Raw genomic sequence first — 24,659 nt, forward strand, 5'->3', positions numbered from 1 at the left:
CTGGCCCCCCGACCGTCTTACGCTATGAGCGAAGTCGGCTCATCCAAGGACTCAAGGTTGACGGCGTCAAGGTGGGAAACCATCGTTCACCCAATCTAAGGGGCTGGGGGCGGCAAGGTGGGTCCTATTCGCAGCGTTTTCGCCGGCGTGAGCCTGGGTCTTGCGCTGCTGGCGGGGCCTGCCGCCGCCGAGCCCCGCCCCGTGACGGAAGGCTGTCCCAAGGACAAGAGCTTGGCCACGGGCGCGCCCGCCGGGCCGCTGAAGATCACCTTTCTCGGCGTCTCGACGCTGCTCTTCGACGACGGTGAAAGCCAGCTGCTGATCGACGGCTACTTCACGCGGCCCGACCTGGGCGACACGCTGTTCGGGCGCATCGGGCCTGACCGCAAGGTGCTGGAGACGCAACTCGACAAGGTCGGCGTCAAGCGCCTGCGCGCCGTGCTCGTGGCGCACGCCCATCACGACCACGCCATGGATGCGCCGATGATCGCGAAGTTGCGCGAGGGGGCGGTCGTGGTCGGTGGAGCCTCGACCGTGAACCTGGGTCTCGCCGCCGATGTGCACGAGACCCAGCTGTGCACGGTCCATGATCGCCAGGCGCTCTATTTCGGACCCTACGAGGTCCAGGTCTTCAAGGCGCCGCACGGCGATACGGGCCGCCTGCTGGGCTGGCTCCTGACCGGCGACACGCCGTCGACCCAGACCCTGCCGGCCCACTTCCGGAAGCTGAAGGACAGGGAGAACTTCTCCTACCGGATCCGCCATGGCGACCGCGCGATCCTGGTCCATCCCAGCGCGGGCTTTACGCCCGACGCCTATGCCAAGGTCAGCGCCCAGGTCGTGTTCCTGGGCGTCGGTCGGCTGGGCAAGCTGTCGCAGGAGAAGATCACGACGTACTGGCGGCAGGTCGGCGGCGCGGTCGGGGCGTCGACCGTGGTCCCGGTCCATTGGGACAACTTCATGCGGCCGATCGACAAGCCGCTGAAGCCGCTGCCCTGGCCGCTGGACCGCTTCGAACGCGGACAACAGAGGCTGGGCAGGGCGATCGCCGCAGACGACCGTCCGGCAACCATCCTGCGGCTGGACGCCCATGACGCGCTGGTCGTCGCGCCGGGCGGGGCGGTGTCGGTCGTCCGCCCGTCCGACCCAAACAAAAACGCCCCCCGCTGAGCGGAGGGCGTCTTCGTGTTTTCGAGGCTTTGAAGACCCGCTTAGGCGGCCTTGACCAGAGACTTGGTCAGGATGCCGATGGCGGCTTCGCGGTCGATGCGCTCGATGGCGGCGACTTCGCGAGCCATGCGGTCCAGGGCCGATTCATACAGCTGGCGTTCCGAATAGGACTGTTCCGGCTGGTTCTCGGCGCGGTGCAGGTCGCGAACGACCTCGGCGATCGAAATCAGGTCGCCCGAGTTGATCTTGGCTTCGTACTCTTGAGCGCGACGCGACCACATGGTGCGCTTCACGCGGGCGCGGCCCTTCAGGGTGGTCAGCGCTTGCGAGACGGTGCCGCCTTCGGCCAGCGGACGCAGGCCGGCCGTCTTGGCCTTCTTGGTCGGGACGCGCAGCGTCATTTTTTCGTGGTCGAAGGTGATGACGTAGACTTCGAGCGACATACCGGCCACTTCCTGGGTCTCGACCGCCTGAATGGTGCCCACGCCATGCGCGGGGTAAACGACGTGATCGCCGACCGAGAATTCCAGACCAGTCTTGCTCATGTTCGTCCTCATGTATGCGGGTCCTCGGGACCCGAACGCCGTAACCCACCCCAAATCAAAAACGACAGGTTCTTGCTCCGCGGAAGAAGGTGCGCGGGGCCAAGCCTGTCAGGATTTGGAATAGATCTCTAAGACACCCTTCGCCTTCGATCGGGCGAGCCGGTTCAAAGTGGTTTGTTGAAACGGCTTCTTCGACAAGACGGACGGTCGCGAATAGCCGCAGCCGTCACGTCGAGGGCGACAATAGCATAAAATTCAGCCCTATGAAAGGGTTGCGTCCCGGCATGCGGGACGAACCGTCAAGCTTTCACGGCCTGACGTCTTTTGACGCTTGAGAAATCGCGGGGGGCCTTACGAGCCCTTGCCCGGCTTTTCGCTGAAGTACTTCTCGAACTTGCCGGTCTCGCGTTCGAACGCCTCGCGGTCGGCGGGCGGCTCGCCCTTCACCGTGATGTTCGGCCAGACCTTGGCGTAGTCGGCGTTGATCTTCAGCCACTTGCCGTCGGCCTCGTCCTCGGTGTCCGGCTTGATGGCGTCGATCGGGCACTCCGGCTCGCAGACGCCGCAGTCGATGCATTCGTCGGGATTGATGACGAGGAAGTTCTCGCCTTCGTAGAAGCAATCGACCGGGCACACCTCCACGCAGTCCATGAACTTGCAGCGGACGCAGGCGTCGGTGACGATGTAGGTCATCGAAAACTCGGATGAGGTCGGACGGAGTTAGGCGCGGGCGTTTTCGAAGTCCCAGGCCCTCTTGTCAATGCGGCTTGGCCGCACGCGGTCCCAGGAATTCTCTAGGCGTGGCCAGGGCGCGACCACTTTCTGCACGTCCTTACGCGTTCTGCAGGAATGCCGCGCGACATCTGGTCGTCTTGGGTTCGTCTGGGCGCAAACCATTTCTTATTGAACGAACGTGATTATGCGGGTCAGGAAACGCCCAATAAAAACAAAGTCGGAAAGCCGACAAATATGAAGATTGACGCCTTGGCTGTCCAACCCACGCTGGAAGCCGACACCGCCACACGCGCCCTGGCCAGGGCGCGTGCGCGCGCGTTCGGTGAGTTCGTCCGCGAGATTCCCTTCGCCGCGGCCTTGCTGGACCGCGATCTGACGCTGGTGGCGGTCAGCCGCGAGTGGGCGCAGCAGGGGATCGCGGCGGGCGTGACCATCGGCGCCGACGCCGGGGCGGGCGGACTGGTGGCGCCTGAGGACGCCGGCGTGCTGCTGGCCTGCGCCGAGGAAGGCGTGCCGTTCTCGCGTTATCTGCCGACCCTCGACGCCGACGGCGTCCAGCACGTCTGGCGCACCGAGTTTTCCGCCTGCGTGGACGCCGGCGAGAACTATGCCGTGATGATCACCGCCCGCGACGTCACCGGCTATGCCGAGAGCGTGCTGCGCGCCGAGCGCGACCAGCAGCGCCTGAAGATGGCGCTGGAGCTGGATGACCTGCTGGTCCGCGAATACGACCTGCGCACGCGGGAGATCTATTTCTCGGGCACCGCGCCCGAGCTGCAGAAGTGGTGCCTGTTCGACAAGGACCCGCTGGAGATCGTGCATCCCGACGACCGCCAGCGCTGCGCCGACGCCGTGGCCACCCGCAAGATCGGCGAGGCCCGGGTCTTCGAGTTCAAGCTGAACCGCGACGACGGGCTCGAGACCTGGGTCCGCTCGGTCGGCAAGGTGTTCGTCGGCGCCGACGGCAAGCCCGAAAAGCTGGTCAACCTGTTCAAGGACATCACCGACCGCCGCCGTCAGACCGAGGCGATCGAGACCCTGGCCTTCAAGGATCCGCTGACGGGCCTGCCCAACCGCGCCCTGTTCCAGCACCGCTTCCAGGAGGCGGTGACGGCGTCCGAAACCCTGGGCGAGATGTTCGGCCTGATCATGATCGACGTCGACCACTTCAAGGACATCAACGACAGCCTGGGCCACGACGCCGGCGACGCCCTGCTCCGGCGCCTGGCGGGCATGCTTGAGCACGCCTTCCGCAGCAACGACACGGTGGCGCGCCTGGGCGGCGACGAGTTCGCGGTGATCCTGCGCGGCCTGCACGGCGAGGCCGACATGCTGCGGCCGATCGGCAAGCTGCAGGACCTGCTGCGCCAGCCCATCGAGCATGGCGGTCGCAGCTTCACCGCCAGCGCCAGCATCGGGGCGGCCCTGCACGGCGATCCGGACGCCGACCCGGCCCACATGATCAAGAACGCCGACATCGCGCTGTATCGCGCCAAGGAGGCCGGCCGGAACCGCAGCATCGTGTTCGAGCCGTCGATGCGGTCCGAGGTCGAGCAGCGGCTGGAGTTGCTGCGCGACGTGCGCATGGCCCTGGCCGACAACGAGTTCACCCTGTTCTACCAGCCGGTGGTCGACATCCGCGAGAACAAGGTCGCCGGCTTCGAGGCCCTGATGCGCTGGGTGCACCCCGAGCAGGGCGTGCTGACCCCGGCCCGCTTCATGGCCGCGTTCGAGGACCAGGACCTCTCCTTGAAGCTGGGCGATGTGGCCTTCGAGGCGGCGCTGCGCCAGATGCGCGAGTGGCTGGACCAGGGCGTCGACTTCGGTCGCGTGGCGGTCAATATCAGCTCGGCCCAGTTCCGCTCGGGTCGCCTGGCCGAGGAGATCCAGGAGCGCCTGGCGCGATGGAACGTGCCGTGCGAGCGGCTCACGATCGAAGTCACCGAAAACGTCTATATGGGCTGGGGCTCGGACTTGGTCAGCGACACCGTGCGCCGCCTGCACGAGGCCGGGGTGATGATCGCCCTGGACGACTTCGGCACCGGCTATGCCTCGCTGGCCAACCTGCGCCAGTTCCCGATCGACCGGCTCAAGATCGACAAGTCCTTCGTCCAGAACACCGAGGACGAGGCGATCGTGAAGGCCGTCATCACCCTGGGCACCTCGATGGGCATGAAGGTGGTGGCCGAGGGCGTCGAGGACGCCGAGCAGCTGAAGGCGCTGGAGCACTATGGCTGCGACCAGGTGCAGGGCTACCATTTCGGCCGTCCGATGCCGGCCGAGGCGGTGGCGGGGTTCCTCAAGGGGTTCGGCGGTTAGCCCTTAGTGGCCTGCGACGCCGCCGATCGTGTAGCGTCGGCCCATGACACTGACGGTGCGCAAAGTGCTGCGGCGATCCCGCGGCTTCGTAGGGCGATCCATCTGGGTGGTGGTCGCCATCGTGCTGGTGCAGCTGACGGCCAGCGTGGCCTTCTACAGCGCCATCGATCGCCAGACCCTGCGCGAGGACCACGCCCGCCGGATCGCCGAGCTGCTGGTCGTCGGCGAGCGGGTCAGCAAGCTGGGCCAGGCCGACTTCGACCAGGTGATGAGCTCGCACTATCTCCAGGCCGAGGTGGTCGCCCTGCCGCCGGAGGGGCCGCCGACCACCCGCGACCAGACCGATGAGGCCAAGGCCATCGCCGACTATGTTCAGCGCTGGGAGCCGGCCCTGGCCAATCGGCCGTTGCGCCTGTGGTCCGAGAGCCGGCCCGAGGGCGGCCGCGACCTGGTCGGCGTCATGGGGCTGAAGGACGGCCGCTGGCTGACCTTCCGCTCGCGCAACTTCCCCCGGCCCTGGCCGATCGCCCTGCGCGCGGTGGCCACGACCCTGGTCTTCTCCCTGGCCTGCGTGGCCCTGGGCGCCTACGCCCTGCGCCAGCTGGGTCAGCCGTTGCGCCGCCTGACCGAGGCTTCGCGCCACGTCGGCGAAAGCCCGCCATCGCCGATCGTGGTCGAGGGCCCCAACGACATCGTCGAGCTGGGCCGGGCCTTTAACGACATGCAGCGCCGCATCGCCAGCCTGATCGAGGACCAGGCCAAGGCCATGGAGGCGCTCAGCCATGACCTGCGCACGCCCCTGGCCCGCCTGACGCTGGCCGCCGACTATATCGAGCCCGACGACATCAAGGCGCTGGTCGCCGACAACACCCACGAACTGGACGCCATGCTGCGCTCCCTGGCCGACTGGCTGCGCGCCCAGCACTCGGCCAGCACGGCCGAGGTCGTCGACCTGCCGTCGCTGATCCAGGGGATCACGGCGCGCTGGCCGGACGCGGTCCGCTACGAGGGTGACAAGGCGCTGCTCGTGACCACCCATCGCGGCCCGCTGGAGCAGGCCCTGATCCGCCTGATCGACAACGCCGTGCGGTTCGGCGGCCAGGCCAAGGTGCGGCTGTCTGATGGTCCGGATGGCCCGCTGATCGAGGTGCTGGACCACGGGCCAGGCCTGACCGACGAGGCCATGGCGCGGATCTACGAACCGTTCTTCCGCGGGGATGCGGCGCGGGCGCGGGACACCGGGGGCTTCGGCCTGGGCATCCCGACGGCCGAACGCCTGATCAAACGCTTCGGCGGCAAGCTGGTGATCGACAACCGCGAGGGCGGTGGGGTGAGTGCGAGGGTGTGGCCGCCCATCCCAAACCCTCTCTCATAGAGAGAGGGAGGGGCCCACGCCGACGGCGTGGGAGGGTGAGAGGTTACACTCTCTCCGAATAAAGCGCGGATTTGGCCGCCTGTGATTTGCCGGTTGGCGGTGAAACCTCTCACCCTCCCACCGCTGCGCGGCGGGCCCCTCCCTCTCTCTATGAGAGAGGGTTTTCGAGGGCCTCATAAAGCCCGCGCGCTTCGGTCGCCGGTCCCCGCCGCTCCCCGCAGTCCAGCACCCGCACGGCGATCAGTCTCCCGCCGAGCCCGAACACCACCACATCGCCCGGTTTCACCGTCCGCGAAGGCTTGTCGATGCGGCTCTCGGTTCCGGCGCGGGTCAGGCGGATGCGGCCTTCGTCGACGAACTTGGCGGCCAGGGAGCGGGTCTTGAAGAAGCGGGCGCGCCAGAGCCAGACGTCGGCGCGGACGCTGTCGCCGTGGGTGTCGGTCATGACGCGACCTGCTTGGGTGCAGCCGGCTTGCGGCGACGCGGTTTCTTTCGTCTCGGCGGCGGCTCGGTGAGCTTGGCCAGCGCGGCGAATGGCGAGTCCGGCCTTGCCTTGACCGGCTTCTGCTCCAGCTTGGCCGCGCCGCGGCGTTTCCAGACGATCGGCTGGTCGGGCTTGGCGCGGATGGCCGGGGTGTAGTCGAGGGCGCGCAGCACGTTGGAGGCCTGCTTGGCGGTCCAGCCCAGCTTTTCCAGGGCCTTGTCGGTCAGGATGACGCCGCCGTGGTGCTGCTCGGCGCGCAGTAGGGCGTCCAGTTCTTCCAGCGCCTCCACGGGCACGCTGAACCCGGCCACGGCGCGCAGGCCGCTGGCCGACAGCTCACGGGCCGAGGGTTCGGGTGAGGGCAGGGCCTCCAGCGTGGTCAGCGCCCCGCGCCAGCCGGTCGGGTTCAAAGCACGCGCGCAGGCGATGGCCTCGGCCTTGATCGCGGCCGGGCAATAGAGGCTGAACGCGCCGATCCGCACGCCCAGGCTCTTGAGCGTCCGGCGCTCGCCTTGGCTGAGGGCCTTCAGCTCCGGATCGACGGGCCGCTTGTCCAGCACGCCGCCGGCCTCCAGCAGGCGGTGGGCCACGCCGCGCGGCAGGCCCCGCAGTTCGCCGCCGCCTAGGGCGCGCTCCAGCTTGCGCAGCGGGGCCAGGTGCTTGTCGACCTCCGAGGCCAGGAACGCGTCCAGGCGTCGTTCGGCCCGCTCGCGTACGGCCGCCGCGCCCAGCTCACCCAGCAGGCGGGCGCGGGGCGACAGCAGGGGGAGGCCCTGGCGCACGGCCCCGGCCGCTTCGCCGCGCCACAGGATCGCGCCGTCCGGCGTCAGGGCGAAGGCGTCGTCGGGCTCGCTGGCCATCACGCCCAGGCGGCGGGCGATCTCGGGGCCGACCGCGCGCTGGGCGGCGTTGCGCAGGGCCTTTTCCTCCAGGGGCGAGGCGGCCTTGACCGGGGTGAAGGCCACGCCCGACAGGTGGCCGACCACGTGGCCCTCGACGGTCACCTCGCCGTCCTGGCCGACGCCGGCGTACAGCGTCTCGCGCTCGCCCAGTTGCTTCATCAGCACGCTGGTGCGCCGGTCGATGAACCGAGCCATCAGCTTTTCGTGCAGGGTGTCGCTGATCCGGTCTTCCAGCTGGCGGGTCAGGCCCTGCCAGTGGGCGGGGTTGGCCACCCAGTCGGGGCGGTTGGCGATGTAGCTGAGCGTGCGCACGCCCGACAGGCGCGCGGCCAGGCTGTCGATCTCGCCGTCGACGCGGTCCAGCGCCTTGAACTGGCCGTTGACCCAATCCTCGGGCAGGCGCTTGCGGCCGGTGGTCAGGTCGTCGAACAGGGTGCGCGCCATGCGCTGATGGTCGTCGTCGGTGGTCTTGCGGAAGTCCGGCGTCTGGCAGACGTCCCACAGGCGCAGCAGGGCCGAGCGGTCAGTCTTGCAGCGCTTGATGACGTCCTCGTCCTTGGCCAGGGCGCGCAGGGTGCGCTCGTCCAAGGCCTCCTGCGACAGCGACAGGCTCTTGCGTCCCGGCGGCTCGTTCAGCGAGCGCAGCAGGCCCGGCAGCGAGCCGAAGTCCAGACGCGCGTTGCGCCACTCGGCCTGGGTGATCGGCTCGAAGGTGTGGCTTTCGACCGCCTCGACCAGGTCCTCGTCGATCTCCTCGCAGTCGCCCGTGACGCCGAAGGTGCCGTCGCGGGTGTAGCGGCCCGCCCGGCCGGCGATCTGGCCGACCTCCTGCGGATAGAGCCAGCGGGTGCGCTTGCCGTCGAACTTGCGCAGGCCGGCGAAGGCCACGTGGTCGACGTCCATGTTCAGGCCCATGCCGATGGCGTCGGTGGCCACCAGGAAGTCGACCTCGCCGGACTGGTAGAGGGCGACCTGGGCGTTGCGGGTGCGGGGGGAGAGGCTGCCCATCACGACCGCCGCGCCGCCGCGCTGACGCCGGATCAGCTCGGCGATGCCGTAGACCGCGTCGGTGGAGAAGGCGACGATGGCGCTGCGGCGGGGCAGGCGGGTCAGTTTCTTGGAGCCGGCATAGGACAGGTTGGAGAACCGCTCGCGCCCGACGATCTCCGCGTCCGGCAGCAGGCGGCGCACCAGCGGACCCATGGTCCCGGCGCCCAGGAACATGGTCTCGAACTTGCCGCGCGCATGCAGCAGGCGGTGGGTGAAGATGTGGCCGCGCTCGGGATCGGCGCACAGCTGGATTTCGTCCACCGCCAGGAAGTCGACCTCGCGGGCCAGCGGCATGGCCTCGACCGTGCAGACGAAATAGGCGGCGCGCGGCGGGGTGATCTTCTCCTCGCCGGTGATCAATGCGACGGCTGCTTTGCCGCGCAGCTTGACGATCCGGTCGTAGATCTCGCGCGCCAGCAGGCGCAGCGGCAGGCCGATCATCCCCGAGGCGTGGCCCAGCATCCGTTCGACGGCCAGATGGGTCTTGCCGGTATTGGTGGGCCCCAGGACCGCGGTCAGCTTCGAAGGGGCCAGGCCGGTCGAACGGTCACTCATATCTGGAAGGTGGGGCGGGAATCGTGGGGAGGCAAGGCGGTGCGTCGATCCAGACCCTCCCCCCAGCGGGGGAGGCGGTCCGAAGGACCGGAGGGGGAAGTGCTGCCGAGCTTGCCTCTTCCCCCTCCGTCGTCTCTTCGAGCCGACACCTCCCCCGCTGGGGAGAGGATCTTTAGCGGCTGAACACCACCTTCCCATCCACCACCGTCAGCGCCGGCTGCGCCGTCAGGATCGCCTTCGGCTCCACCGTCATCAGGTCCCGGTCAAACGCCGTCACGTCCGCCTTCTTCCCCGCCTCCAAGGTCCCCAGCTCCTTCTCGCGGAACACCGCATAGGCCGGCGCCAGGGTCAGCATCTTCAGGGCCTGGGCGCGGGACACCGCCTCTTCCAGGTGCCAGTCCTCGTTGGCGAAGCCGGTCAGGCTGTGGCGATAGACGGCGGCGTAGAATTCGATGCGTGGGTCGCCGACCTCGACGGGAGCGTCCGACCCGGCGGCGACCACGACCCCGGCCTTGAGGAAGTCGTTCCAGCGATAGCCCTCGTGCAGGCGCGCCTTGCCCAGGCGCGCGGGCGCGAAATAAAAGTCGCCGATGGCGTGGCTGGGCTGCATCGAGGCGATGACGCCCAGCTTGGCGAAGCGCGGCACATCGGTGTCGGCGACGATCTGCGCGTGCTCGATGCGCCAGCGGGCGGCGGTGTCTCCCGCCAGGCTCTGTTCGAACCAGTCCAAGGTCATGCGGTTGCCGCGATCGCCGATGGCGTGCATGGCCACCTGGGCGCCGACGGCCTTGGCCTGCTTCATCAAGGCCACGCCCTTGTCCTGCGGGGTCAGCTGCAGGCCCAGGCTCTCGGCGTCGCTATAGGGTTCGAGCAGGGCCGCGCCGCGTGAGCCCAGGGCGCCGTCCATATAGAGCTTGATGCCGCGCACCCGGATCAGGCCCGTCGCGTCGGTCTGAGGCCCCTTGGCCAGCACTTCGGCCGCGCCGCTGGGGTCCATATAGTTGTCGACCCGGATCTTGAAGGCGCCCTTGGCGGCCTCGTCGCGGATCAAAGCCAGCTCGTCGCCCATGACGCTCATATTGTCCATGCCGGTCCAGCCGCGCGAGGCATACAGCGCCCCCGCCTTGCGGACGGCCTCGCGCTTCAGGGCCTCGCTGGGCGGCGGGATGACGCCCTCGACCAGGCTCTGGGCGTGGTCGATCAGCATGCCGTCGGGCGCGCCGTCGGCGCCTTTCAGGATCTGGCCGCCGGCCGGGGCGGCGGTGGTCGCCGTGACGCCCGCCTTGGCCAGGGCGGCGCTGGAGGCGACGCTGGCGTGGCCGTCCGAGCGTTCCAGCACGACGATGCGGCCCGGCGCGGCGGCGTCCAGGTCGGCCTTGGTCGGGAAGCGCTTCTCGGGCCAGTGGGTCTCGATCCAGCCCCGGCCGAAGATCGCGCCCTCGGGATGGGCGGCGGCATAGGCCTTCACCGTGGCGACCAGTTCGGCGATCGACTGGGTCTGGTCGAGATTGAGAGTCAGCTCGCGCAGGCCGATGCCGACCAGGTGGGCGTGGGCGTCGACGAAGCCGGGATAGGCGGCGGCGCCCTTCAGGTCGATATCGCGGACGTCCTTGGCGGCCTTGGCTTTTGCGGCGGCCAGGGCGCCGACGAACAGGATCTTGTCGTCGCGGATCAGCACCGCCTCGGCGGTCGGCGCGGCGTCGACCCCGGTGTGGATCGGACCGCCGTGGATCAGGATATCGGCCGCGTTCGCCGAGGTGATCGAGGTGGCGGCCAGCAGGGCGGCTAAGGGGGCGGCGAGAAGAATCGGGCGCAAGGCCAGCCTCCGAAAACAGCAAGTTCCGGAAATCGTACGGGCCGCACCTCCCAACTCGCAACAGGCCTGCTATTTTTCTCGCATGACCGACCAGGGTTTCACCCTTTTCGACACGGTGATCGGGCGCTGTGGCCTCGCCTGGGGCGATCGCGGCCTGATCGGCGTGCAGTTGCCGGAAAGCTCGCCGGGCGCGGCCTGGGCGCGGCTGCGGCGTCGGTTTCCCGACGCGGTCGAGGCTGAACCCTCGCCGGAGATCGACGCGGTCATCGAACGCATCCGCGATCTCTTGGCCGGCGGCCGCGACGACCTGTCGGACATCCCGCTGGATCTGGACGGTCAGTCGGCCTTCAACCTGCGGGTCTACGAGATCGCCCGGGCCATCACGCCGGGCGACACCTCGACCTATGGCGAGGTGGCCAAGGCCATGGGCGAGCCCGGCGCGGCGCGGGCCGTGGGCAAGGCCCTGGGCGAGAACCCCTGGCCGATCGTGGTGCCCTGCCACCGCGTGCTGGGCTCGTCCGGCAACATGGGCGGCTTCTCGGCGCCGGGCGGGGCGGAGACCAAGGCCAAGCTGCTGACCATCGAGAAGGCCAAGACCAGCGCGGTCCCGACGCTGTTCGACCTGGAATTCTCGGTCGCGCCGCCGCGCGGGGCTTAGTTCCCTTCTCCCCTTGCGGGAGAAGGTGTCAGCGAAGCTGACGGATGAGGGGTCGAAAGGCCTGTCCGGAAAAGGGAGTGCAACCCCTCACCCGACCGCCTTCGGCGGCCACCCTCTCCCGCAAGGGGAGAGGGGCGAAAGCCATCGATGTCAGGAAAGAGAAACCGTCCGACCACGCCTCTTAACGCGCGGTAACGCTTCCTCGAACAGGGGCGAAACGAATCAGGACCGAATCGGCGACGTTCCCCGATTCAGTGTTTGTTCCCTACAAGCTATTGTAGCTTAAAGCGGATTAACCACAAATCGGTTTCAGGAAGCCGGCTGCTTGGCAGGCGTTTCCTCGGCCTTCTTCTCTTCAGGGGGACACTCGGCCGCCAGGCGCTTGGCGGTCAGGCTGCCGGCCAGGGGCATGCCGCTGATGGTCTTGATGTGGATGTCCATCTTGAAGGCCTCGGGCGAATAGACGCCATTGGCGGTGACCGGCGACACGCGGTCCTTCTTGTCGGTCCACGTGCCCTTCAGCGCGATTTTGCCGTCCTTGACCACATTGGTGGTGTACTCGCAGCGATAGCGCTTGGTGCAGATGCCGCGCGAGAACTGCTCGGCGTCGGCGGGCTTGAGGCACTTGGTCTCGCTGCTGACCGGGATCATGCCGATCCGGTAGTCGTACTCCCACTGGCCGGGCAGAATCGTTGAGCGGGCAGGCGCGCGCGTCGTCTGGGCCAGGCTGAAGCCGGCGAGAGCCAGGCCGGCCGACAGGGTGACAGCGGCGGCGACGAGGGCGGTGGAACGCATACGACGGGTCTCCTTCATGCGGTCCCTATATAGAGCGTGATATGAACCGTGCTTGAAGGCGCCGGTGAGGCGTCGGGTTCCTTCGCGGATGCGAGCCGACAGCCTTGACTCATGCATGGGCCTTCGCCTATATCGCCCGCTCTCGCGCGGTCGGCCTGGTCCAATCGCGTGTCCGAATTCATATCTTATCGGAGCCAGGCTCTTCACCGAGCCAGACGGTTTCGCCCAAGCCAAGGTAACCACCATGTCGCGCCGTTGCGAACTTACCGGTATCGGTCCGATGGTCGGCCACAATGTGAGCCACTCGAACATCAAGACCAAGCGCCGCTTCCTGCCGGCCCTGTCGCCGGCGACGCTGGCCTCGGAGTCGCTGGGCCAGACGTTCCGTCTGCGCATCAGCAACGCCGCCCTGCGCACCCTGGACTTCAAGGGCGGCCTGGACGTGTTCCTGCTGGGCGCCAAGGACGAGCAGCTGTCGCCGCGCGCCCTGAAGATCAAGTCGCAGGTCAAGGCCAAGGCCAAGGCCGCCGCGCAAGCCGCCTAAGGCTTACGGTCCTTCAAGGCTGAAACGACAAAGCCCGCCGGGGTCTCCCGGCGGGCTTTTCGTCGTGTGTGCGTGGCTAGCGCATAGAGGCTAGTGGCGGGCCGAGCGCAGGATGCGGCCCAGTTCGCCGATCGAATAGGGCTTCTGCAGGACCGGGAAGCCGTGGTGGGTGTCGTCGGCCAGCACCTGGCTGTAGCCGCTGGTCAGCACCACCGGCAGGCCGGGCCAGCGGCTGCGGATCCGGCGGCCCAACTCCAGCCCGCTGATGCCCGGCATGACCACGTCGGTGAAGACGTAGTCGAAGCCGCCGCCGCGCTCTTCCAGGACGGCGATGGCGCGCTGGCCGTTGGCCACGAGGCAGGTCTCGAAGCCCAGGTCGTCCAGCAATTGCCGCGCGAACTCGCCGACCTCGGCATTGTCCTCGACGATCAGGATGGCCCCGTGCGGATCGGCCGACGGCTCCACGGCGTCCTGAGCGTCGACATGGGCCGGCGCGTCGACGCGCGGCAGGTACAGGGTGAAGGTCGAGCCTGACCCGGCCTGGCTTTCGACGTCCACGTCGCCGCCGGACTGCTTGGCGAAGCCGAACACCTGCGACAGGCCCAGCCCGGTGCCCTTGCCGACGCCCTTGGTGGTGAAGAAGGGTTCGAAGATCTGTTCCAGCACCTGGGGCGACATGCCCGCGCCGGTGTCGGTGATGGAGATGGCGATGAAGGGGCCTTCGTGGCCGCCGTGCCCGCGCAGGGGCGGCAACGACGCCGCCTCATAGGCCCGGATGACCAGGTCGCCTTCACCGTCCATGGCGTCGCGGGCGTTCACGGCCATGTTGACCAGGGCGGTCTCGAACTGGCTGGCGTCGGCCTCGACGAAGCAGGGTGTCGGGCAGGGCTCGACGGCCAGCCGGATGCGTCCGCCGACGACGGTCCCCAGCATGTCGGCGACGCTGGCGATCCGGTCGCCGACATTGAAGGTGGTGGGTTTCAGCGTCTGGCGACGGGCGAAGGCCAAGAGCTGGGCGGTCAGCTTGGCGGCGCGGTCGGCCGTGTCGGAAATCGCGTCCAGATACCGCTCGCGCTTCTCGGCGGGCAGGCTGGGCCGGCGCAGCAGCTCGGCCGAGGAGCGGATCACGGTCAGCAGGTTGTTGAAGTCATGCGCCACGCCGCCGGTCAACTGGCCGATGGCCTCCAGCTTCTGCATCTGGCGAACCTGGCCCTCGGCGGCCAGCAGGGCGTTGGTGCGTTGCTGGACCTGGGTCTCGAGCGTCTCGTTCAGGCTCCGCAGTCGGGTTTCGGCCTCGCGCAGGGCCTCCTCGCCGATCGTGCGCTCCAGCAGGTCGGCGGCCTGGCGGGCCAGGATGTCGAGCAGGCGCAGGTCACGCTGCGAGGGCTGGTGGACCTTGCTCCAGTGGGTCGAGATCATGCCCAGCAGGCGACCGTCGCGGGCGCGCAAGGGCGTGGTCTGGGCCGAGCGGATCCCCGTGCGCCGGAAGGCCATCAGGTCCTCGGTGCCGGCGATTTCGTCCCAGGCCTCATAGTCGGGAATGACGGTGCGGGCGTTGGTCTTCAGCGCCATCGTGCAGCTGCTGTGGGCCGAGGGGCTGACCCACTGCCAGAACGCCACGGCCTCGGGCGGCAGGCGGCGATGGCAGAGCAGCTGCAGCTCGCCGCCATGGCCCGACGGGTCGCCCTGCGGGCACAGCAACTGCATGGTGCCGAACTGCGAGCGGGTGATCGACACCGCGGCGTCTACGATCTTGTTGTACAGCTCCACCCGGTCCTGCTCGCCGATCAGCGCGACGCTGATGCTGTGCAGCAGCTCGATATCGGCGAGGCCGTCATCGGCAGGCGCCGAGCGGTCTGGATCCATCGCGTATTCATGGACGGAATCGAGCATGACCGCTCCTGTGATGCGGGCGACTAGACCATGCTCCAGTTGGCTCGACCGCTCGCTAGACGACATTGTGCCGATAATACTCTCGCTTCAAGCGCTTCAAGCTTCACCGTTCTCTCGTGCGGGCGGTAACGCGTGGAGCGGTCCGGGGTTCCGGACAAGCAAAACCCGCCGCGACCTCTGCCGCGGCGGGTTTTGAACGCTTGGTACTCGTGCTGTCGCTTAGCGAGCGACGACGGCGCCCGACGACGGGTTGGCCGAGTTGTAGGCGGTCAGCGCCGGGTTGTTGATCTTCGACACGGCGTCGTTGACCGAGGCGCGGATGCAGGCCGGGTACAGGTAGCCAGCCAGGGCTTCGCCGCGGATGTCTTGCCAGCAGACGGTCGAGGCGGCCTTGACGATTTCGGCGCGGACTTCAGCGGCCGACTTGCCGGTGACCTTGACGCGGATTTCAGCGGCCGAGGCCGGAGCGGCGGCGGCGAGGACGATGGCCGAAGCGGCCAGAACGATGGAGCGGATCATCTCGAAAGTTCCGAAAGGGGGTTGTGATCAACCACCTCCAGACGCGTTCCCCTGACGGCCCGTACCCGGTCTATCGCCTGCTCAGCCCGTCGCGTTGTTTATAGCAACGTTCTCTTGAGTTATCAACGATTATATTGCATTGCACCCTTAGCTTGAGCGTATCGGTGTTTCGCGTGCGAACAATCGATTTCAGGCGCGAAAAAGCCCGCGAAGCCGAAGCTTCGCGGGCTCGTTCAGTTCAGCAAGCGCTCCGCTGATTAGCGAGCGGCGACTCGCATGAAGTAGACGCTGCGGCCTTGAGCCTTGTCGTAGGCGACCAGCTCGGGGCTCTTGGTGCGCGAGACGGCGTCGCGGGTGATTTCGCGGACGCAGTAGGGGGCCAGGTCGGCGGCGTCGCGGGTGCCGGCGAGGTCTTCTTGGCACAGCTGCTTGGCGGCGTTGATGATGTCGGCGTGGACGGCCGGGGTGGCGCGACCGGCGACCTTGATGGTGATTTCACCAGCGCTGGCCGAGGTGGCGGCGGCGGTGGACATCAGGGCGGCGATGGCGATAGCGAGCAGACGGATCATTTTGATAGTCCCGGAAAGGAGGTTGGATTCAACCGCCTCCAGGTGCGTTCCTCTGACGGCCCAGGTTCTCGCCCTCTCGTCGTCCGTCACTGACACCGGTATCTGGTACCGGTACCTATTGCAAGCGCGAAATCGGATTTTCCGGAAAAAAGTTCAATAGTATCATATAGTTGACAATGAAACCGTCTCGTGTGAAACGAAACCGGTTTAGCGTTTGCGAACAGGACGCCTGACGGGCTTGGGCGGAAGGGGCGCGGGCATGGGCGGCGCGACCCAGTCGAAGGCCAAGAGCAGGGTGCGCTGGCTGTTGCTGACCGCGCCGTCGTCCGAGATCACATAGATCCGCGTGGAGCCGGCCGGCGCGCCCGCTGGCGGGGCGGTCAGGGACACGCCTTCGAAGTTGTCGCGCGGCATGGCGCCTTCGATGTGCAGGGCCGCCGAGGTGCGTTGCTGGGCCAGGGGCTTGGTCGGGTCCGAGATGAACCGCACCACTGAGCGCCAGCCGCGCACGGGGTCATAGCCGCGATGCAGGGTGGCGATGGCCGTGCCCGCGAAGGGCGCGAAGCCCGTCAGGCCCCAGGTGAAGTCCGGACCCGATTGCGGCGGCAGCGCCTTGCAGTCGGACGACAGGCGGCACAGCCACACCTCGCCCTCCTCGCCGCCGACGATATAGGCGTCGGGGCCGGCGGCCGGATAGGCGGTGATCGCCTCCATGCCCTCGTTGTCGGGGAAGATGGTGGCGGGCTTGGGCGCGGGGGCGGGCAGGCTCCACCGGCCATCGGGGCCGACGGCGTAGCGCCAGATGCGATGGTTGCGCTCGAAGCTGACCAGGCGGTCGCCGTTGGGCAGCACGGCGAGGCCCTCGGCGTCCCGGTGCTCCTTGCCTTGCAGGGGCTGGCCGTCGGGACCCTTCAGGGGCCACAGCTTGCCGTCGGTGACGCCGACCAGGCGGCCGGTTGCATCCAGCTGCAGCTTGGCCTCGAACACGTCGCCGTCGTCGCTGATCGCGGTCAGGCGGCCGTCGGGGCTCACGGACAGGTCCGACAGGCCGTGCAGGCGCGTCGTGTCGGTGCTGGTCAGGTGCAGGCCGCCGGCATAGGTGAAGCCGCCGCCGGCGTCGATCTTGGCCGGGTTGGCCGCGTCCAGCGGCACGGGCGTGGCGACGACGCCGATCTCGGGACCGGCCTTGACCGGCGCGGCCGGCGTGGCGACCACCGGCGGGTCGCGGCGCGGCGTGCACTGGGTGGCCATGCCGCCCAGCCCGCCGACCAGACCCAGGATCAGCGCGAACCGCGGACCGATCACGCCGGAACCTTGCCGGTCGCCTTGGCGGCTTGCGGCGTCACGACCGGGGGCGGGGCCAGCAGGCCGCGCGTGCGGGCGATCTGGCGCGGCTCTTCCTCGAACAGGGCGGCCAGCTGCTCGACCAGCACCCCGCCCAGCTGCTCGACGTCGACGATGGTGACGGCGCGGCGGTAATAGCGCGTGACGTCGTGGCCGATGCCGATGGCGATCAGCTCCACGGGGCTCTTGCCCTCGATCTCACCGATGACCTGGCGCAAGTGACGCTCCAGATAGTGGCCCGAATTGACGCTGAGGGTGGAGTCGTCCACCGGCGCGCCATCGGAAATCACCATCAGAATGCGGCGGGCTTCAGGCCGGTTGATGACGCGCTGGTGCGCCCACATCAGGGCCTCGCCGTCGATGTTCTCCTTCAGGAGACCCTCGCGCATCATCAGGCCCAGGTTCTTGCGAGCCCGACGCCAAGGCGCATCGGCGGCCTTGTAGATGATGTGGCGCAGGTCGTTCAGGCGGCCCGGCGCGGCGGGCTTGCCCGACTTGATCCACTCATCGCGGCTGGTGCCGCCCTTCCAGGCGCGGGTGGTGAAGCCCAGCACCTCGGTCTTGACCCCACAGCGCTCCAGCGTGCGCGCCAGAATGTCGGCGCAGATCGCCGCCACCATGATCGGCCGCCCGCGCATCGAGCCGGAATTGTCGATCAGCAGGGTCACGACCGTGTCGCGGAACTCCTGGTCCTCTTCCTGCTTGAAGGAGAGGGGGGCGGTCGGATCGATGATCACCCGCGTCAGGCGGGCGACGTCCAGCATCCCTTCCTCGAGATCGAAGGTCCAGGCGCGGTTCTGCTGGGCCAGCAGGCGGCGCTGCAGCTTGTTGGCCAGGCGCGAGACGACGCTGGAGAGGGCCGACAGCTGCTGGTCCAGATAGGCCCGCAGCCGGGTCAGTTCCTCGGCGTCGCACAGGTCCTCGGCGTCGACGATCTCGTCGTGGGCCGTGGTGAAGATCTTGTACAGCGGCTCGCCGCCCTGGGCGTTGCTGGTGTCGGGCCGCGCGGCCTTGGCGCCGTCGCCCATGTCGGGGGTCTCGTCGGACTCCTCGGGCTCGCCTTCCTGGTCCGACTGGACCATCTCCTCGTCGCCGGCCTCGGTCTCGCGGTCGGAGGCTTCGCTTTCCTGCGGGGAGGAGCCCTCGGGCTGCTCGCCTTCGCCCTCGCCCTGATCCTCGTCGGAATTCTCGGTCGCGCCCTCGTCCTCGCCGTCGTCCTCGTCGGCGCTTTCGGTGGCCTCGGACATGTCTTCGCCCAGGTCCAGGTCGCGCAGGATCTCGCGCGTCACCCGGGCGAAGGCGGCCTGGTCGTCGATGGCGGCGGCCAGGCGGTCCAGGTCCTTGCCGGCCCGCAGCTCGATGTCGTTGCGCAGGATGTCGACCAGGGCCTTGGCGCCGTCGGGCGGGGCGTCGCCGGTCAGGCGCTCGCGCACCATCAGGCCCAGGATCTCGGCCATCGGCGCGGACTGGCGGTCCATGGCCACGGCGCGGGTCAGGCCCTGCTTCTCCAGCCGGGCCTCGAGGGCGGCGGTCAGGTTCTGGCGCACCCCGCCCAGGGCGTTGGCGCCGATCGCTTCCAGGCGGGCCTGCTCGATCGACTCGAACGCCGCCTGGCCGTCGGGCGAGGCCGGACGGGCGCGGGCGTGGGCCATCGGGTCGTGGTGGGCCAGGCGCAGGGCCATCTGGTCGGCCAGGCCCCGGATGCGCGCGGCCTCTTTCGAGGACAGGTCGCGCGGCGGATGCGGCAGCACCGCCCGCTTGCCCAGGAGCTGGGGGCCATCGCCCGAGAACACGACCTCCAGGTCCGGCGTCTCGGCGAGCGAGCGCGCGGCGTGCGCCAGGGCGCGCTTGAAGGGTTCGGTCGGGCTTTCGGGCTTGGAGGCCATGGCTTCGAGTTAGCGGCGCCGGGCGGCGAAAACAAGGAACGGCGTGAACGGAGGAGGCGTTGTTTTCCCAACGGCGCCGCTCGCGCGCCCTTCGAAGGAACTCAGTATGCTCAAGTGGGCCATCATTCTCGCCGTCGTCGCCCTGATCGCCGGGGCCCTGGGCTTCACGGGTATCGCGGGCGCCGCGGCCGGCGTGGCCAAGATCCTGTTCTTCCTGTTCCTGCTCGGCTTCGTGATCGTGATGCTGCTGGGCGTGACCGTGTTCAAGGCGGCGGCCGGCCCGAAAGGCTAGCCGCGCGCCTTGCGCGGGCCGGAGCGGACGTCGACCCCGCCGCCGGCATTCGATGGCGCTAGGGCTCGTGGGTGAGTCCTAGCGTCCCGCGTACGCCTTGGCCTGACGATCGGCCAAGGCCACCAGGTCGCCCATCTCCAGATTGACGTCGATCAGGTGCAGGCCCCAGTCCTTCAGGACGGCGCCGCCCGGCAGCACGATGTCGCCGGTGATCTCGTCGGTGCGCGGATCGGCCGGATCGGCGTTCACCTTTACCGCCAGATAGCTGAAGTCGCCCTCGCTGACGCACCGGGCCGACAGCAGGCCGGGCAGCGACACGAACGGCGTCGTCACCGTCACGTCCTTGGCGAACGGCTTGGGCGGCAGGCTCGACAGGAACGGCTTGCTGCCCAGATAGGCGTGCAAGGTCGCCTCATCCGTCGAGGCCTTGCCGGCCAGCAGGGCGGCGGGGTTCACGCAGCCGGCGCGGCGGCCCTGCTCGTCGGTCTTGCCAAATCGGCTATTGGCCGGCGGCGGGCTCGAGGCGCGGAACGAGACGTAGGTGACGAGGCAACCGGCCTGGTCGGCCTTGGCGCACAGCGGGATCGAGCCGAACTTGCCGTCGGCCACCGGGGTATTCATGCCCAGGACATAGGCCGAGATCATCTGCTTCTGGGCCGGCTTGCCGTCGATCTCATTCTTCAGCAGGTCCAGCAGCATGCGTGAGCCCTGGCTGTGGCCGATCAGGACCACGCCCCGGCCCTTGTTCTCGTTGGCCAGATACCAGCGCCAGGCGTCGCGCACGTCGCCATAGGCCAGCACGCCGTTGCCCGGCGAGGGCTGGCCCATCATCACCGTGCGCAGGGCCGCCAGGGTCACCTGGCGGTACATCGGGGCGAACACCCGGCACTTGGAGCCGAAGCGGGCCAGTTGCTGCTCGACCACGCGGCGCTCGGCCTCGTCGATGACCATGTCGCTGTTGCCGCCCGGATCGGTCGAGACAGTCGGATAGACGTAGAAGCAGTCATAGCTGGGCGCGGTCGCGGCCTTAAAGGCTTCGGTCGAGGTCTTGCCGTCGGCCTGGACGATGGTCGTGGTCTGGTCGACCGCGCAGGCGTCGGCTCGGCCGGGCCAGCACAGCCAGCTGTCCTTATTGCCGTAGTCGTTGGGGGCGACGTTCGCCGGCGCTTGGGCGCAGGCCGCGCCGGTCAGGGCCAGGCCCAAGGTCAGGGCCATCGCGGCCAGGGTTCTCGCCATCGTCTTCTTCCCCTCAAACGCTCGTTTGGCGCGGAGCATGACCACACAGAACGCCGCTCGCCAAGGGGTCTTGGCGCGGGGATTGCGGGATGAGGCGGGAGTCGTCCCGCTCCGGGACGGTCGAGCTTTGCGTACGAGGACGGCGATGTCTCTCCGGACCCTTCTTCTGGTTGGCGCCACGGCCGCCTTTGCTGGCGCGGCGGCGATTTCGCCCGCCCTGGCCGACGGCTTCCCCGGCGCGCCGGTGCGTGGCGAGCATGTGCCGAAACGGGTCGCGCCCCAAAGAGCGCCCAAGGTTCGCACCAAGATCATCTATGTCGACCGCCCGGTCGTCGTGGAGAAGCCGGTCTATGTCGATCGCCCCACCACCCAGGTGATCGAGAAGGTCATCGACCGCCCCGTCATCGTGGAGAAGCGGGTCGAGGTCCCGGTCGTCAAGATCGTGGAAAAGCCCGTCGTCGTGGAAAAACGCATCGAGGTGCCCGTCGAGCGCATCGTCGAAAAGACCGTCTATGTCGACCGCCCCGTCGACCGCGTCATCGAAAGGCCGGTGGTGGTCGAGAAACGCGTTGAGGTGCCGGTCGTGAAGGTCGTGGAAAAGCCGGTCTACGTCGAAAAGCGTATCGAGGTTCCCATCGAGCGGGTCGTCGAGAAGCCGGTCTATATCGAGCGTCCGGTCTATGTGGACCGCTATGTCGAGCGTCCGGCGCCGCGTTATCAGGAGCGCGCGGTCGAGAGCTACGAAGAGACCCGCGAGACCGAGCGTTATGAAGAGAGCTCGTCTTCCTCCAGCTATTCCGGTTCGCGCTACGGCGCGGGCGGCGGCTGGAACGCCTCTTCGGCGCCGACCCAGGCGTGGGGCTATGTCGAGCCTCCGCCGCTGCCGATGGGTTATGTCGGCGCCCAGTCAGGCGGACGTGGGGGCGGCTACGGTGGCTACGGCCTGGTAGGCGGCGGCGGTTGGGCCGGCGGCTACGCCTCGGGCCGCGCTTCGTCCTCGGCCAGCGCCTCGGCTTCGGCCTCGTCGTCGGTCTCGGTGCGTGTCGGCGGACGTGGCGGTGGCGGCGGCTGCAACTGCGGCAGCGGCAAGCGCCACTAGCCTATAGAGACAGCCACCGGCGCGGGTTCTTGTCGCCCAGTGCGCGGGCTTCGCCGGGCTTCAGCCCCAGGTCGCGCATGCGGAAGGCGACGATCTCGCGCAAAGCCTCGACCGGCTCCTTGCCGCCCACGGGGCTGGAGGCCACGGAACCGGCGTTCATCGCCAGGTCCACGGCCGTCCATTCGGCCTGGGCGCGGTCGGCCTTGCCGACGGCGAAGTAGTGGCGGACGGGCGCGCGTTCGCCCGGGACCTCGACCATGACGCCGATGACCCAGCCTTGAACGATCAGATCGGCGTCGGGGCGCTGGCGGAACATGGATGCGCATGTAGCGCTCGCTCAGCGTCGCCGAAAGGGGCTTCAGCCAATCAGCTGAAACGCCGCCTGGCTCAACAGGCCCAGCACCAACCAGGCCGAAAGCGCGACCACGACCAGGGTCGGGCGCGACATGCGACGCCGACGATGGGTGGGAATTTCACGCACGAACGCCATCAACTGCCTCCATGCTCTAGAGCTATGGGGCCGTTAACGCCTGTGGCGAAGTTTGGATGCGGACGATTTTCGCCTCTCACGGGAGTGTGAGAACGCTGTTACGCGAGGTGCGCTTCTGCACAGCCCGGACCAGCCGCCGGGCGCAACGTCCTCCGCACAAACCATCGTGGGGAGGTTGCGATGCCGCAGATACCGGACAACGCCGTGGTGCGTTTTCACGCCTATTCCGACCAGAACTACGTGATCGGACATGTGGACGAATATCAGAACGGCTATGGCGCGGCGGTCCTGCGGCCGTTGAGCCGATACAACGACAACAGCACGCTGTGGCGGACCAAGTACGTGCCGAACGGCTTCTCGCTGCAGTGGGTCGCGGGCGAAGGCCCCAGGCCGCTGCGACTGGGGTTCGGCGATGAGGCGGACGCCCTGCGGTTGAGCGCGGAATTCTACTCGGCCTTCACCACCGACTACCTGGACGACACCTGGTTCGCGCTGAACAACTGGGACCACAGCCAGGTCGCCGACATCGACCGCGAGACCATCGGCGATGGCGTGCGGATCATCAGCTACCCGTGGCACAGCGGCGACAATCAGAAATGGCGCGCCGAGGTCATCGGCTAGCGGTCAAAGAAAAGGGCGGGACCTTTCGATCCCGCCCTCATCCATTTCAGCGAAGCGCTGAACTTCTAAATTAGAAGTCCATGTCGCCCATGCCGCCCGGCATGCCGCCGCCGGCCGGGGCGCCGCCGCCCTTCTTGGGGGCTTCGACGATCGCGGCTTCCGTGGTGATCAGCAGGCCGGCCACCGAGGCGGCGTTCTGCAGAGCGGTGCGGACAACCTTGGCCGGGTCGATGACGCCGTCGACGACCAGGTCGACGTACTGCTCGGTCTGGGCGTTGAAGCCGAACGAGCTCGAGGCGTTTTCCAGGATCTTGCCGACCACGATCGAACCTTCGACGCCGGCGTTCTCGGCGATCTGACGGATCGGCGATTGCAGGGCGCGACGGACGATGGCGATGCCAGCCGTCTGGTCGTCGTTGTCGCCAACCACGCCAGCCAGGGCCTTGGAAGCCCACAGCAGGGCGGTGCCGCCACCCGGGACGATGCCTTCGTCGGCGGCCGCGCGGGTCGCGTTCAGGGCGTCGTCAACGCGGTCCTTCTTTTCCTTCACTTCGACTTCGGTCGAGCCGCCGACGCGGATGACCGCAACGCCGCCGGCCAGCTTGGCCAGGCGCTCTTGCAGCTTTTCCTTGTCGTAGTCCGACGTGGTGTCTTCGATCTGGCGCTTGATCTGGGCGATACGAGCCTCGATGTCGGCCTTCTCACCAACGCCGTCCACGATCGTGGTGTCGTCCTTGGTGATCGAGACCTTCTTGGCGCGGCCGAGCATTTCCAGCGAAACGTTCTCGAGCTTGATGCCCAGGTCTTCCGACACGACTTGCGCGCCGGTCAGGATGGCGATGTCTTCCAGCATGGCCTTGCGGCGGTCGCCGAAGCCCGGAGCCTTGACGGCGGCGACGCGCAGGCCGCCACGCAGCTTGTTGACGACCAGCGTGGCCAGGGCCTCGCCTTCGACGTCTTCAGCGATGATGACCAGCGGGCGGCCCGACTGGACGACGGCTTCCAGCACCGGCAGCAGCGGCTGCAGCGACGACAGCTTCTTTTCGAACAGGAGGATCAGCGGCTCTTCCAGCTGAACTTCCATCTTGTCGGCGTTGGTGATGAAGTACGGCGACAGGTAGCCGCGGTCGAACTGCATGCCTTCGACGACGTCGAGTTCGGTTTCGGCGGTCTTGGCTTCTTCGACGGTGATGACGCCTTCGTTGCCGACCTTGTCCATGGCCTTGGCGATCATCTCGCCAACTTCCTTGTCGCCGTTGGCCGAGATGGTGCCGACCTGAGCGATTTCAGCGTTGGTGGTGACCTTCTTCGACGAAGCCTTGATGTCCTCGACGGCGATCAGGACGGCCTTGTCGATGCCGCGCTTCAGGTCCATCGGGTTCATGCCGGCGGCGACCGACTTGAGGCCTTCCTGGACGATGGCTTGGGCCAGGACCGTGGCGGTCGTGGTGCCGTCGCCGGCCTTGTCGTTGGTCTTCGAGGCGACTTCGCGGATCATCTGCGCGCCGAGGTTCTCGAACTTATCCGACAGTTCGATTTCCTTGGCGACCGAGACGCCGTCCTTGGTGGTGCGCGGGGCGCCGAACGACTTTTCGATGACGACGTTGCGGCCCTTGGGGCCCAGGGTCACCTTCACCGCGTTGGCGAGGATGTTGACGCCGCGCAGCATCTTGTCGCGCGCGTCCGAGCCGAAATAAACGTCTTTAGCGGCCATGGTGGGCGCCTTTCTAAATCTGGAATTCTGGGAGGAAAGAAGCGTCTG

The 24,659-nt window shown here is 67.9% G+C and carries 23 protein-coding genes and 1 pseudogene; 9 read left to right on the top strand and 15 right to left on the bottom strand.

What is annotated here, in order from left to right:
* Nucleotides 1–147 precede the first annotated feature (147 nt).
* Complete coding sequence (locus AC07NF_RS09720) at nt 148–1,170, top strand: MBL fold metallo-hydrolase (RefSeq protein ID WP_494631975.1); 1,023 nt, start codon at nt 148–150, stop codon at nt 1,168–1,170.
* Between the two features lie 41 nt (nt 1,171–1,211).
* Here the strand turns inward: AC07NF_RS09720 and AC07NF_RS09725 are convergent, their stop codons facing one another.
* The gene (locus tag AC07NF_RS09725) at nt 1,212–1,715 is read right to left on the bottom strand and encodes a CarD family transcriptional regulator (RefSeq protein ID WP_492814195.1); all 504 of its coding nucleotides are present in this window, start codon (nt 1,713–1,715) and stop codon (nt 1,212–1,214) included.
* Nucleotides 1,716–2,066: 351 nt separating this feature from the next.
* Nucleotides 2,067–2,408, bottom strand: a complete 342-nt coding sequence (gene fdxA, locus AC07NF_RS09730) for a ferredoxin FdxA (RefSeq protein WP_295109221.1) — start codon at nt 2,406–2,408, stop codon at nt 2,067–2,069.
* A gap of 276 nt (nt 2,409–2,684) precedes the next feature.
* Between fdxA and AC07NF_RS09735 the strand changes: the two genes are divergently transcribed.
* Together AC07NF_RS09735 and AC07NF_RS09740 are read left to right on the top strand one after the other, a co-directional pair.
* Entirely contained in the window at nt 2,685–4,769 is a 2,085-nt protein-coding gene (locus AC07NF_RS09735) for a putative bifunctional diguanylate cyclase/phosphodiesterase (RefSeq protein ID WP_494631974.1), read from the top strand.
* 43 nt (nt 4,770–4,812) lie between these two features.
* A complete protein-coding gene (locus AC07NF_RS09740; RefSeq protein WP_494631973.1) occupies nt 4,813–6,144 on the top strand; it encodes an ATP-binding protein in 1,332 nt (443 codons plus the stop codon).
* A 148-nt stretch (nt 6,145–6,292) separates the two neighbouring features.
* Here AC07NF_RS09740 and AC07NF_RS09745 read toward each other — a convergent pair whose 3' ends face one another.
* Together AC07NF_RS09745 and AC07NF_RS09750 are read right to left on the bottom strand one after the other, a co-directional pair.
* Nucleotides 6,293–6,589 (bottom strand): RNA-binding S4 domain-containing protein, encoded by a 297-nt coding sequence (locus AC07NF_RS09745; RefSeq protein WP_494631972.1) that lies wholly within the window; start codon nt 6,587–6,589, stop codon nt 6,293–6,295.
* The gene (locus AC07NF_RS09750; RefSeq protein ID WP_494631971.1) at nt 6,586–9,135 is read right to left on the bottom strand and encodes a helicase-related protein; all 2,550 of its coding nucleotides are present in this window, start codon (nt 9,133–9,135) and stop codon (nt 6,586–6,588) included. Before AC07NF_RS09750 ends, AC07NF_RS09745 begins: the two co-directional genes overlap by 4 nt.
* Before the next feature lie 54 nt (nt 9,136–9,189).
* Between AC07NF_RS09750 and AC07NF_RS09755 the strand changes: the two are divergent.
* Nucleotides 9,190–9,266 (top strand): annotated as a pseudogene (locus AC07NF_RS09755) (hypothetical protein); the annotation flags it as partial.
* Nucleotides 9,267–9,307: 41 nt separating this feature from the next.
* On the opposite strand, the gene AC07NF_RS09760 reads toward AC07NF_RS09755, so the two are convergent.
* Nucleotides 9,308–10,942, bottom strand: a complete 1,635-nt coding sequence (locus AC07NF_RS09760) for an amidohydrolase (RefSeq protein ID WP_494632147.1) — start codon at nt 10,940–10,942, stop codon at nt 9,308–9,310.
* Between the two features lie 91 nt (nt 10,943–11,033).
* Between AC07NF_RS09760 and AC07NF_RS09765 the strand changes: the two genes are divergently transcribed.
* Nucleotides 11,034–11,609 (top strand): methylated-DNA--[protein]-cysteine S-methyltransferase, encoded by a 576-nt coding sequence (locus tag AC07NF_RS09765; RefSeq protein WP_494631970.1) that lies wholly within the window; start codon nt 11,034–11,036, stop codon nt 11,607–11,609.
* Nucleotides 11,610–11,918: 309 nt separating this feature from the next.
* On the opposite strand, the gene AC07NF_RS09770 is transcribed toward AC07NF_RS09765, so the two are convergent.
* Nucleotides 11,919–12,404 (bottom strand): DUF3617 domain-containing protein, encoded by a 486-nt coding sequence (locus tag AC07NF_RS09770; protein WP_494631969.1) that lies wholly within the window; start codon nt 12,402–12,404, stop codon nt 11,919–11,921.
* Nucleotides 12,405–12,648: 244 nt separating this feature from the next.
* Here AC07NF_RS09770 and rpmB point away from each other — a divergent pair, with 244 nt between their 5' ends.
* The gene (gene rpmB, locus AC07NF_RS09775; RefSeq protein ID WP_492814208.1) at nt 12,649–12,948 is read left to right on the top strand and encodes a 50S ribosomal protein L28; all 300 of its coding nucleotides are present in this window, start codon (nt 12,649–12,651) and stop codon (nt 12,946–12,948) included.
* Nucleotides 12,949–13,038: 90 nt separating this feature from the next.
* Here rpmB and AC07NF_RS09780 read toward each other — a convergent pair whose 3' ends face one another.
* The 5 genes from AC07NF_RS09780 to cobT form a co-directional block, all read right to left on the bottom strand.
* Nucleotides 13,039–14,841, bottom strand: coding sequence for an ATP-binding protein (locus AC07NF_RS09780; protein ID WP_494631968.1), 1,803 nt, complete (start codon nt 14,839–14,841; stop codon nt 13,039–13,041).
* Nucleotides 14,842–15,060: 219 nt separating this feature from the next.
* Nucleotides 15,061–15,360, bottom strand: a complete 300-nt coding sequence (locus AC07NF_RS09785) for a hypothetical protein (RefSeq protein WP_492814212.1) — start codon at nt 15,358–15,360, stop codon at nt 15,061–15,063.
* A 257-nt stretch (nt 15,361–15,617) separates the two neighbouring features.
* The gene (locus tag AC07NF_RS09790; protein ID WP_492814214.1) at nt 15,618–15,929 is read right to left on the bottom strand and encodes a hypothetical protein; all 312 of its coding nucleotides are present in this window, start codon (nt 15,927–15,929) and stop codon (nt 15,618–15,620) included.
* A 207-nt stretch (nt 15,930–16,136) separates the two neighbouring features.
* Nucleotides 16,137–17,234, bottom strand: a complete 1,098-nt coding sequence (locus AC07NF_RS09795; protein WP_494631967.1) for an esterase-like activity of phytase family protein — start codon at nt 17,232–17,234, stop codon at nt 16,137–16,139.
* Nucleotides 17,231–19,159, bottom strand: a complete 1,929-nt coding sequence (gene cobT, locus AC07NF_RS09800) for a cobaltochelatase subunit CobT (protein ID WP_494631966.1) — start codon at nt 19,157–19,159, stop codon at nt 17,231–17,233. The genes AC07NF_RS09795 and cobT overlap by 4 nt, the downstream gene beginning before the upstream one ends.
* A 106-nt stretch (nt 19,160–19,265) precedes the next feature.
* On the opposite strand from cobT, the gene AC07NF_RS09805 reads away from it, so the two are divergent.
* Nucleotides 19,266–19,451: a DUF1328 family protein gene (locus AC07NF_RS09805; RefSeq protein ID WP_454714025.1), complete on the top strand. Its 186-nt coding sequence runs from the start codon at nt 19,266–19,268 to the stop codon at nt 19,449–19,451.
* 78 nt (nt 19,452–19,529) lie between these two features.
* On the opposite strand, the gene AC07NF_RS09810 is transcribed toward AC07NF_RS09805, so the two are convergent.
* Nucleotides 19,530–20,687, bottom strand: coding sequence for a DUF3089 domain-containing protein (locus tag AC07NF_RS09810; RefSeq protein WP_494631965.1), 1,158 nt, complete (start codon nt 20,685–20,687; stop codon nt 19,530–19,532).
* Between the two features lie 145 nt (nt 20,688–20,832).
* Between AC07NF_RS09810 and AC07NF_RS09815 the strand changes: the two genes are divergently transcribed.
* Complete coding sequence (locus AC07NF_RS09815) at nt 20,833–21,786, top strand: IMCp domain-containing protein (RefSeq protein WP_494631964.1); 954 nt, start codon at nt 20,833–20,835, stop codon at nt 21,784–21,786.
* 1 nt (nt 21,787) lies between these two features.
* On the opposite strand, the gene AC07NF_RS09820 is transcribed toward AC07NF_RS09815, so the two are convergent.
* A complete protein-coding gene (locus AC07NF_RS09820; RefSeq protein WP_492814223.1) occupies nt 21,788–22,102 on the bottom strand; it encodes a hypothetical protein in 315 nt (104 codons plus the stop codon).
* 42 nt (nt 22,103–22,144) lie between these two features.
* A complete protein-coding gene (locus AC07NF_RS09825) occupies nt 22,145–22,276 on the bottom strand; it encodes a hypothetical protein (protein WP_454714029.1) in 132 nt (43 codons plus the stop codon).
* Nucleotides 22,277–22,456: 180 nt separating this feature from the next.
* Between AC07NF_RS09825 and AC07NF_RS09830 the strand changes: the two genes are divergently transcribed.
* The gene (locus tag AC07NF_RS09830) at nt 22,457–22,897 is read left to right on the top strand and encodes an RICIN domain-containing protein (RefSeq protein WP_494631963.1); all 441 of its coding nucleotides are present in this window, start codon (nt 22,457–22,459) and stop codon (nt 22,895–22,897) included.
* A 70-nt stretch (nt 22,898–22,967) separates the two neighbouring features.
* Here AC07NF_RS09830 and groL read toward each other — a convergent pair whose 3' ends face one another.
* Nucleotides 22,968–24,611 carry a chaperonin GroEL gene (gene groL, locus AC07NF_RS09835; RefSeq protein ID WP_494631962.1) on the bottom strand — a complete coding sequence of 548 codons (1,644 nt, stop codon included), beginning with the start codon at nt 24,609–24,611 and terminating at the stop codon, nt 22,968–22,970.
* Nucleotides 24,612–24,659: the final 48 nt, after the last annotated feature.

It is taken from the genome of Caulobacter sp. GW821-FHT10A06 (assembly GCF_059415805.1).

Excerpts from the sequence above, each read along its gene's own strand:
- AC07NF_RS09725 (WP_492814195.1), bottom strand. The coding sequence starts at position 1,715 with ATGAGCAAGACTGGTCTGGAATTCTCGGTCGGCGATCACGTCGTTTAC.
- fdxA (WP_295109221.1), bottom strand. The coding sequence starts at position 2,408 with ATGACCTACATCGTCACCGACGCCTGCGTCCGCTGCAAGTTCATGGAC.
- AC07NF_RS09735 (WP_494631974.1), top strand. The coding sequence starts at position 2,685 with ATGAAGATTGACGCCTTGGCTGTCCAACCCACGCTGGAAGCCGACACC.
- AC07NF_RS09740 (WP_494631973.1), top strand. The coding sequence starts at position 4,813 with ATGACACTGACGGTGCGCAAAGTGCTGCGGCGATCCCGCGGCTTCGTA.
- AC07NF_RS09745 (WP_494631972.1), bottom strand. The coding sequence starts at position 6,589 with ATGACCGACACCCACGGCGACAGCGTCCGCGCCGACGTCTGGCTCTGG.
- AC07NF_RS09750 (WP_494631971.1), bottom strand. The coding sequence starts at position 9,135 with ATGAGTGACCGTTCGACCGGCCTGGCCCCTTCGAAGCTGACCGCGGTC.
- AC07NF_RS09765 (WP_494631970.1), top strand. The coding sequence starts at position 11,034 with ATGACCGACCAGGGTTTCACCCTTTTCGACACGGTGATCGGGCGCTGT.
- AC07NF_RS09770 (WP_494631969.1), bottom strand. The coding sequence starts at position 12,404 with ATGCGTTCCACCGCCCTCGTCGCCGCCGCTGTCACCCTGTCGGCCGGC.
- rpmB (WP_492814208.1), top strand. The coding sequence starts at position 12,649 with ATGTCGCGCCGTTGCGAACTTACCGGTATCGGTCCGATGGTCGGCCAC.
- AC07NF_RS09780 (WP_494631968.1), bottom strand. The coding sequence starts at position 14,841 with ATGCTCGATTCCGTCCATGAATACGCGATGGATCCAGACCGCTCGGCG.
- AC07NF_RS09785 (WP_492814212.1), bottom strand. The coding sequence starts at position 15,360 with ATGATCCGCTCCATCGTTCTGGCCGCTTCGGCCATCGTCCTCGCCGCC.
- AC07NF_RS09790 (WP_492814214.1), bottom strand. The coding sequence starts at position 15,929 with ATGATCCGTCTGCTCGCTATCGCCATCGCCGCCCTGATGTCCACCGCC.
- cobT (WP_494631966.1), bottom strand. The coding sequence starts at position 19,159 with ATGGCCTCCAAGCCCGAAAGCCCGACCGAACCCTTCAAGCGCGCCCTG.
- AC07NF_RS09805 (WP_454714025.1), top strand. The coding sequence starts at position 19,266 with ATGCTCAAGTGGGCCATCATTCTCGCCGTCGTCGCCCTGATCGCCGGG.
- AC07NF_RS09810 (WP_494631965.1), bottom strand. The coding sequence starts at position 20,687 with ATGGCGAGAACCCTGGCCGCGATGGCCCTGACCTTGGGCCTGGCCCTG.
- AC07NF_RS09815 (WP_494631964.1), top strand. The coding sequence starts at position 20,833 with ATGTCTCTCCGGACCCTTCTTCTGGTTGGCGCCACGGCCGCCTTTGCT.
- AC07NF_RS09820 (WP_492814223.1), bottom strand. The coding sequence starts at position 22,102 with ATGTTCCGCCAGCGCCCCGACGCCGATCTGATCGTTCAAGGCTGGGTC.
- AC07NF_RS09825 (WP_454714029.1), bottom strand. The coding sequence starts at position 22,276 with ATGGCGTTCGTGCGTGAAATTCCCACCCATCGTCGGCGTCGCATGTCG.
- AC07NF_RS09830 (WP_494631963.1), top strand. The coding sequence starts at position 22,457 with ATGCCGCAGATACCGGACAACGCCGTGGTGCGTTTTCACGCCTATTCC.
- groL (WP_494631962.1), bottom strand. The coding sequence starts at position 24,611 with ATGGCCGCTAAAGACGTTTATTTCGGCTCGGACGCGCGCGACAAGATG.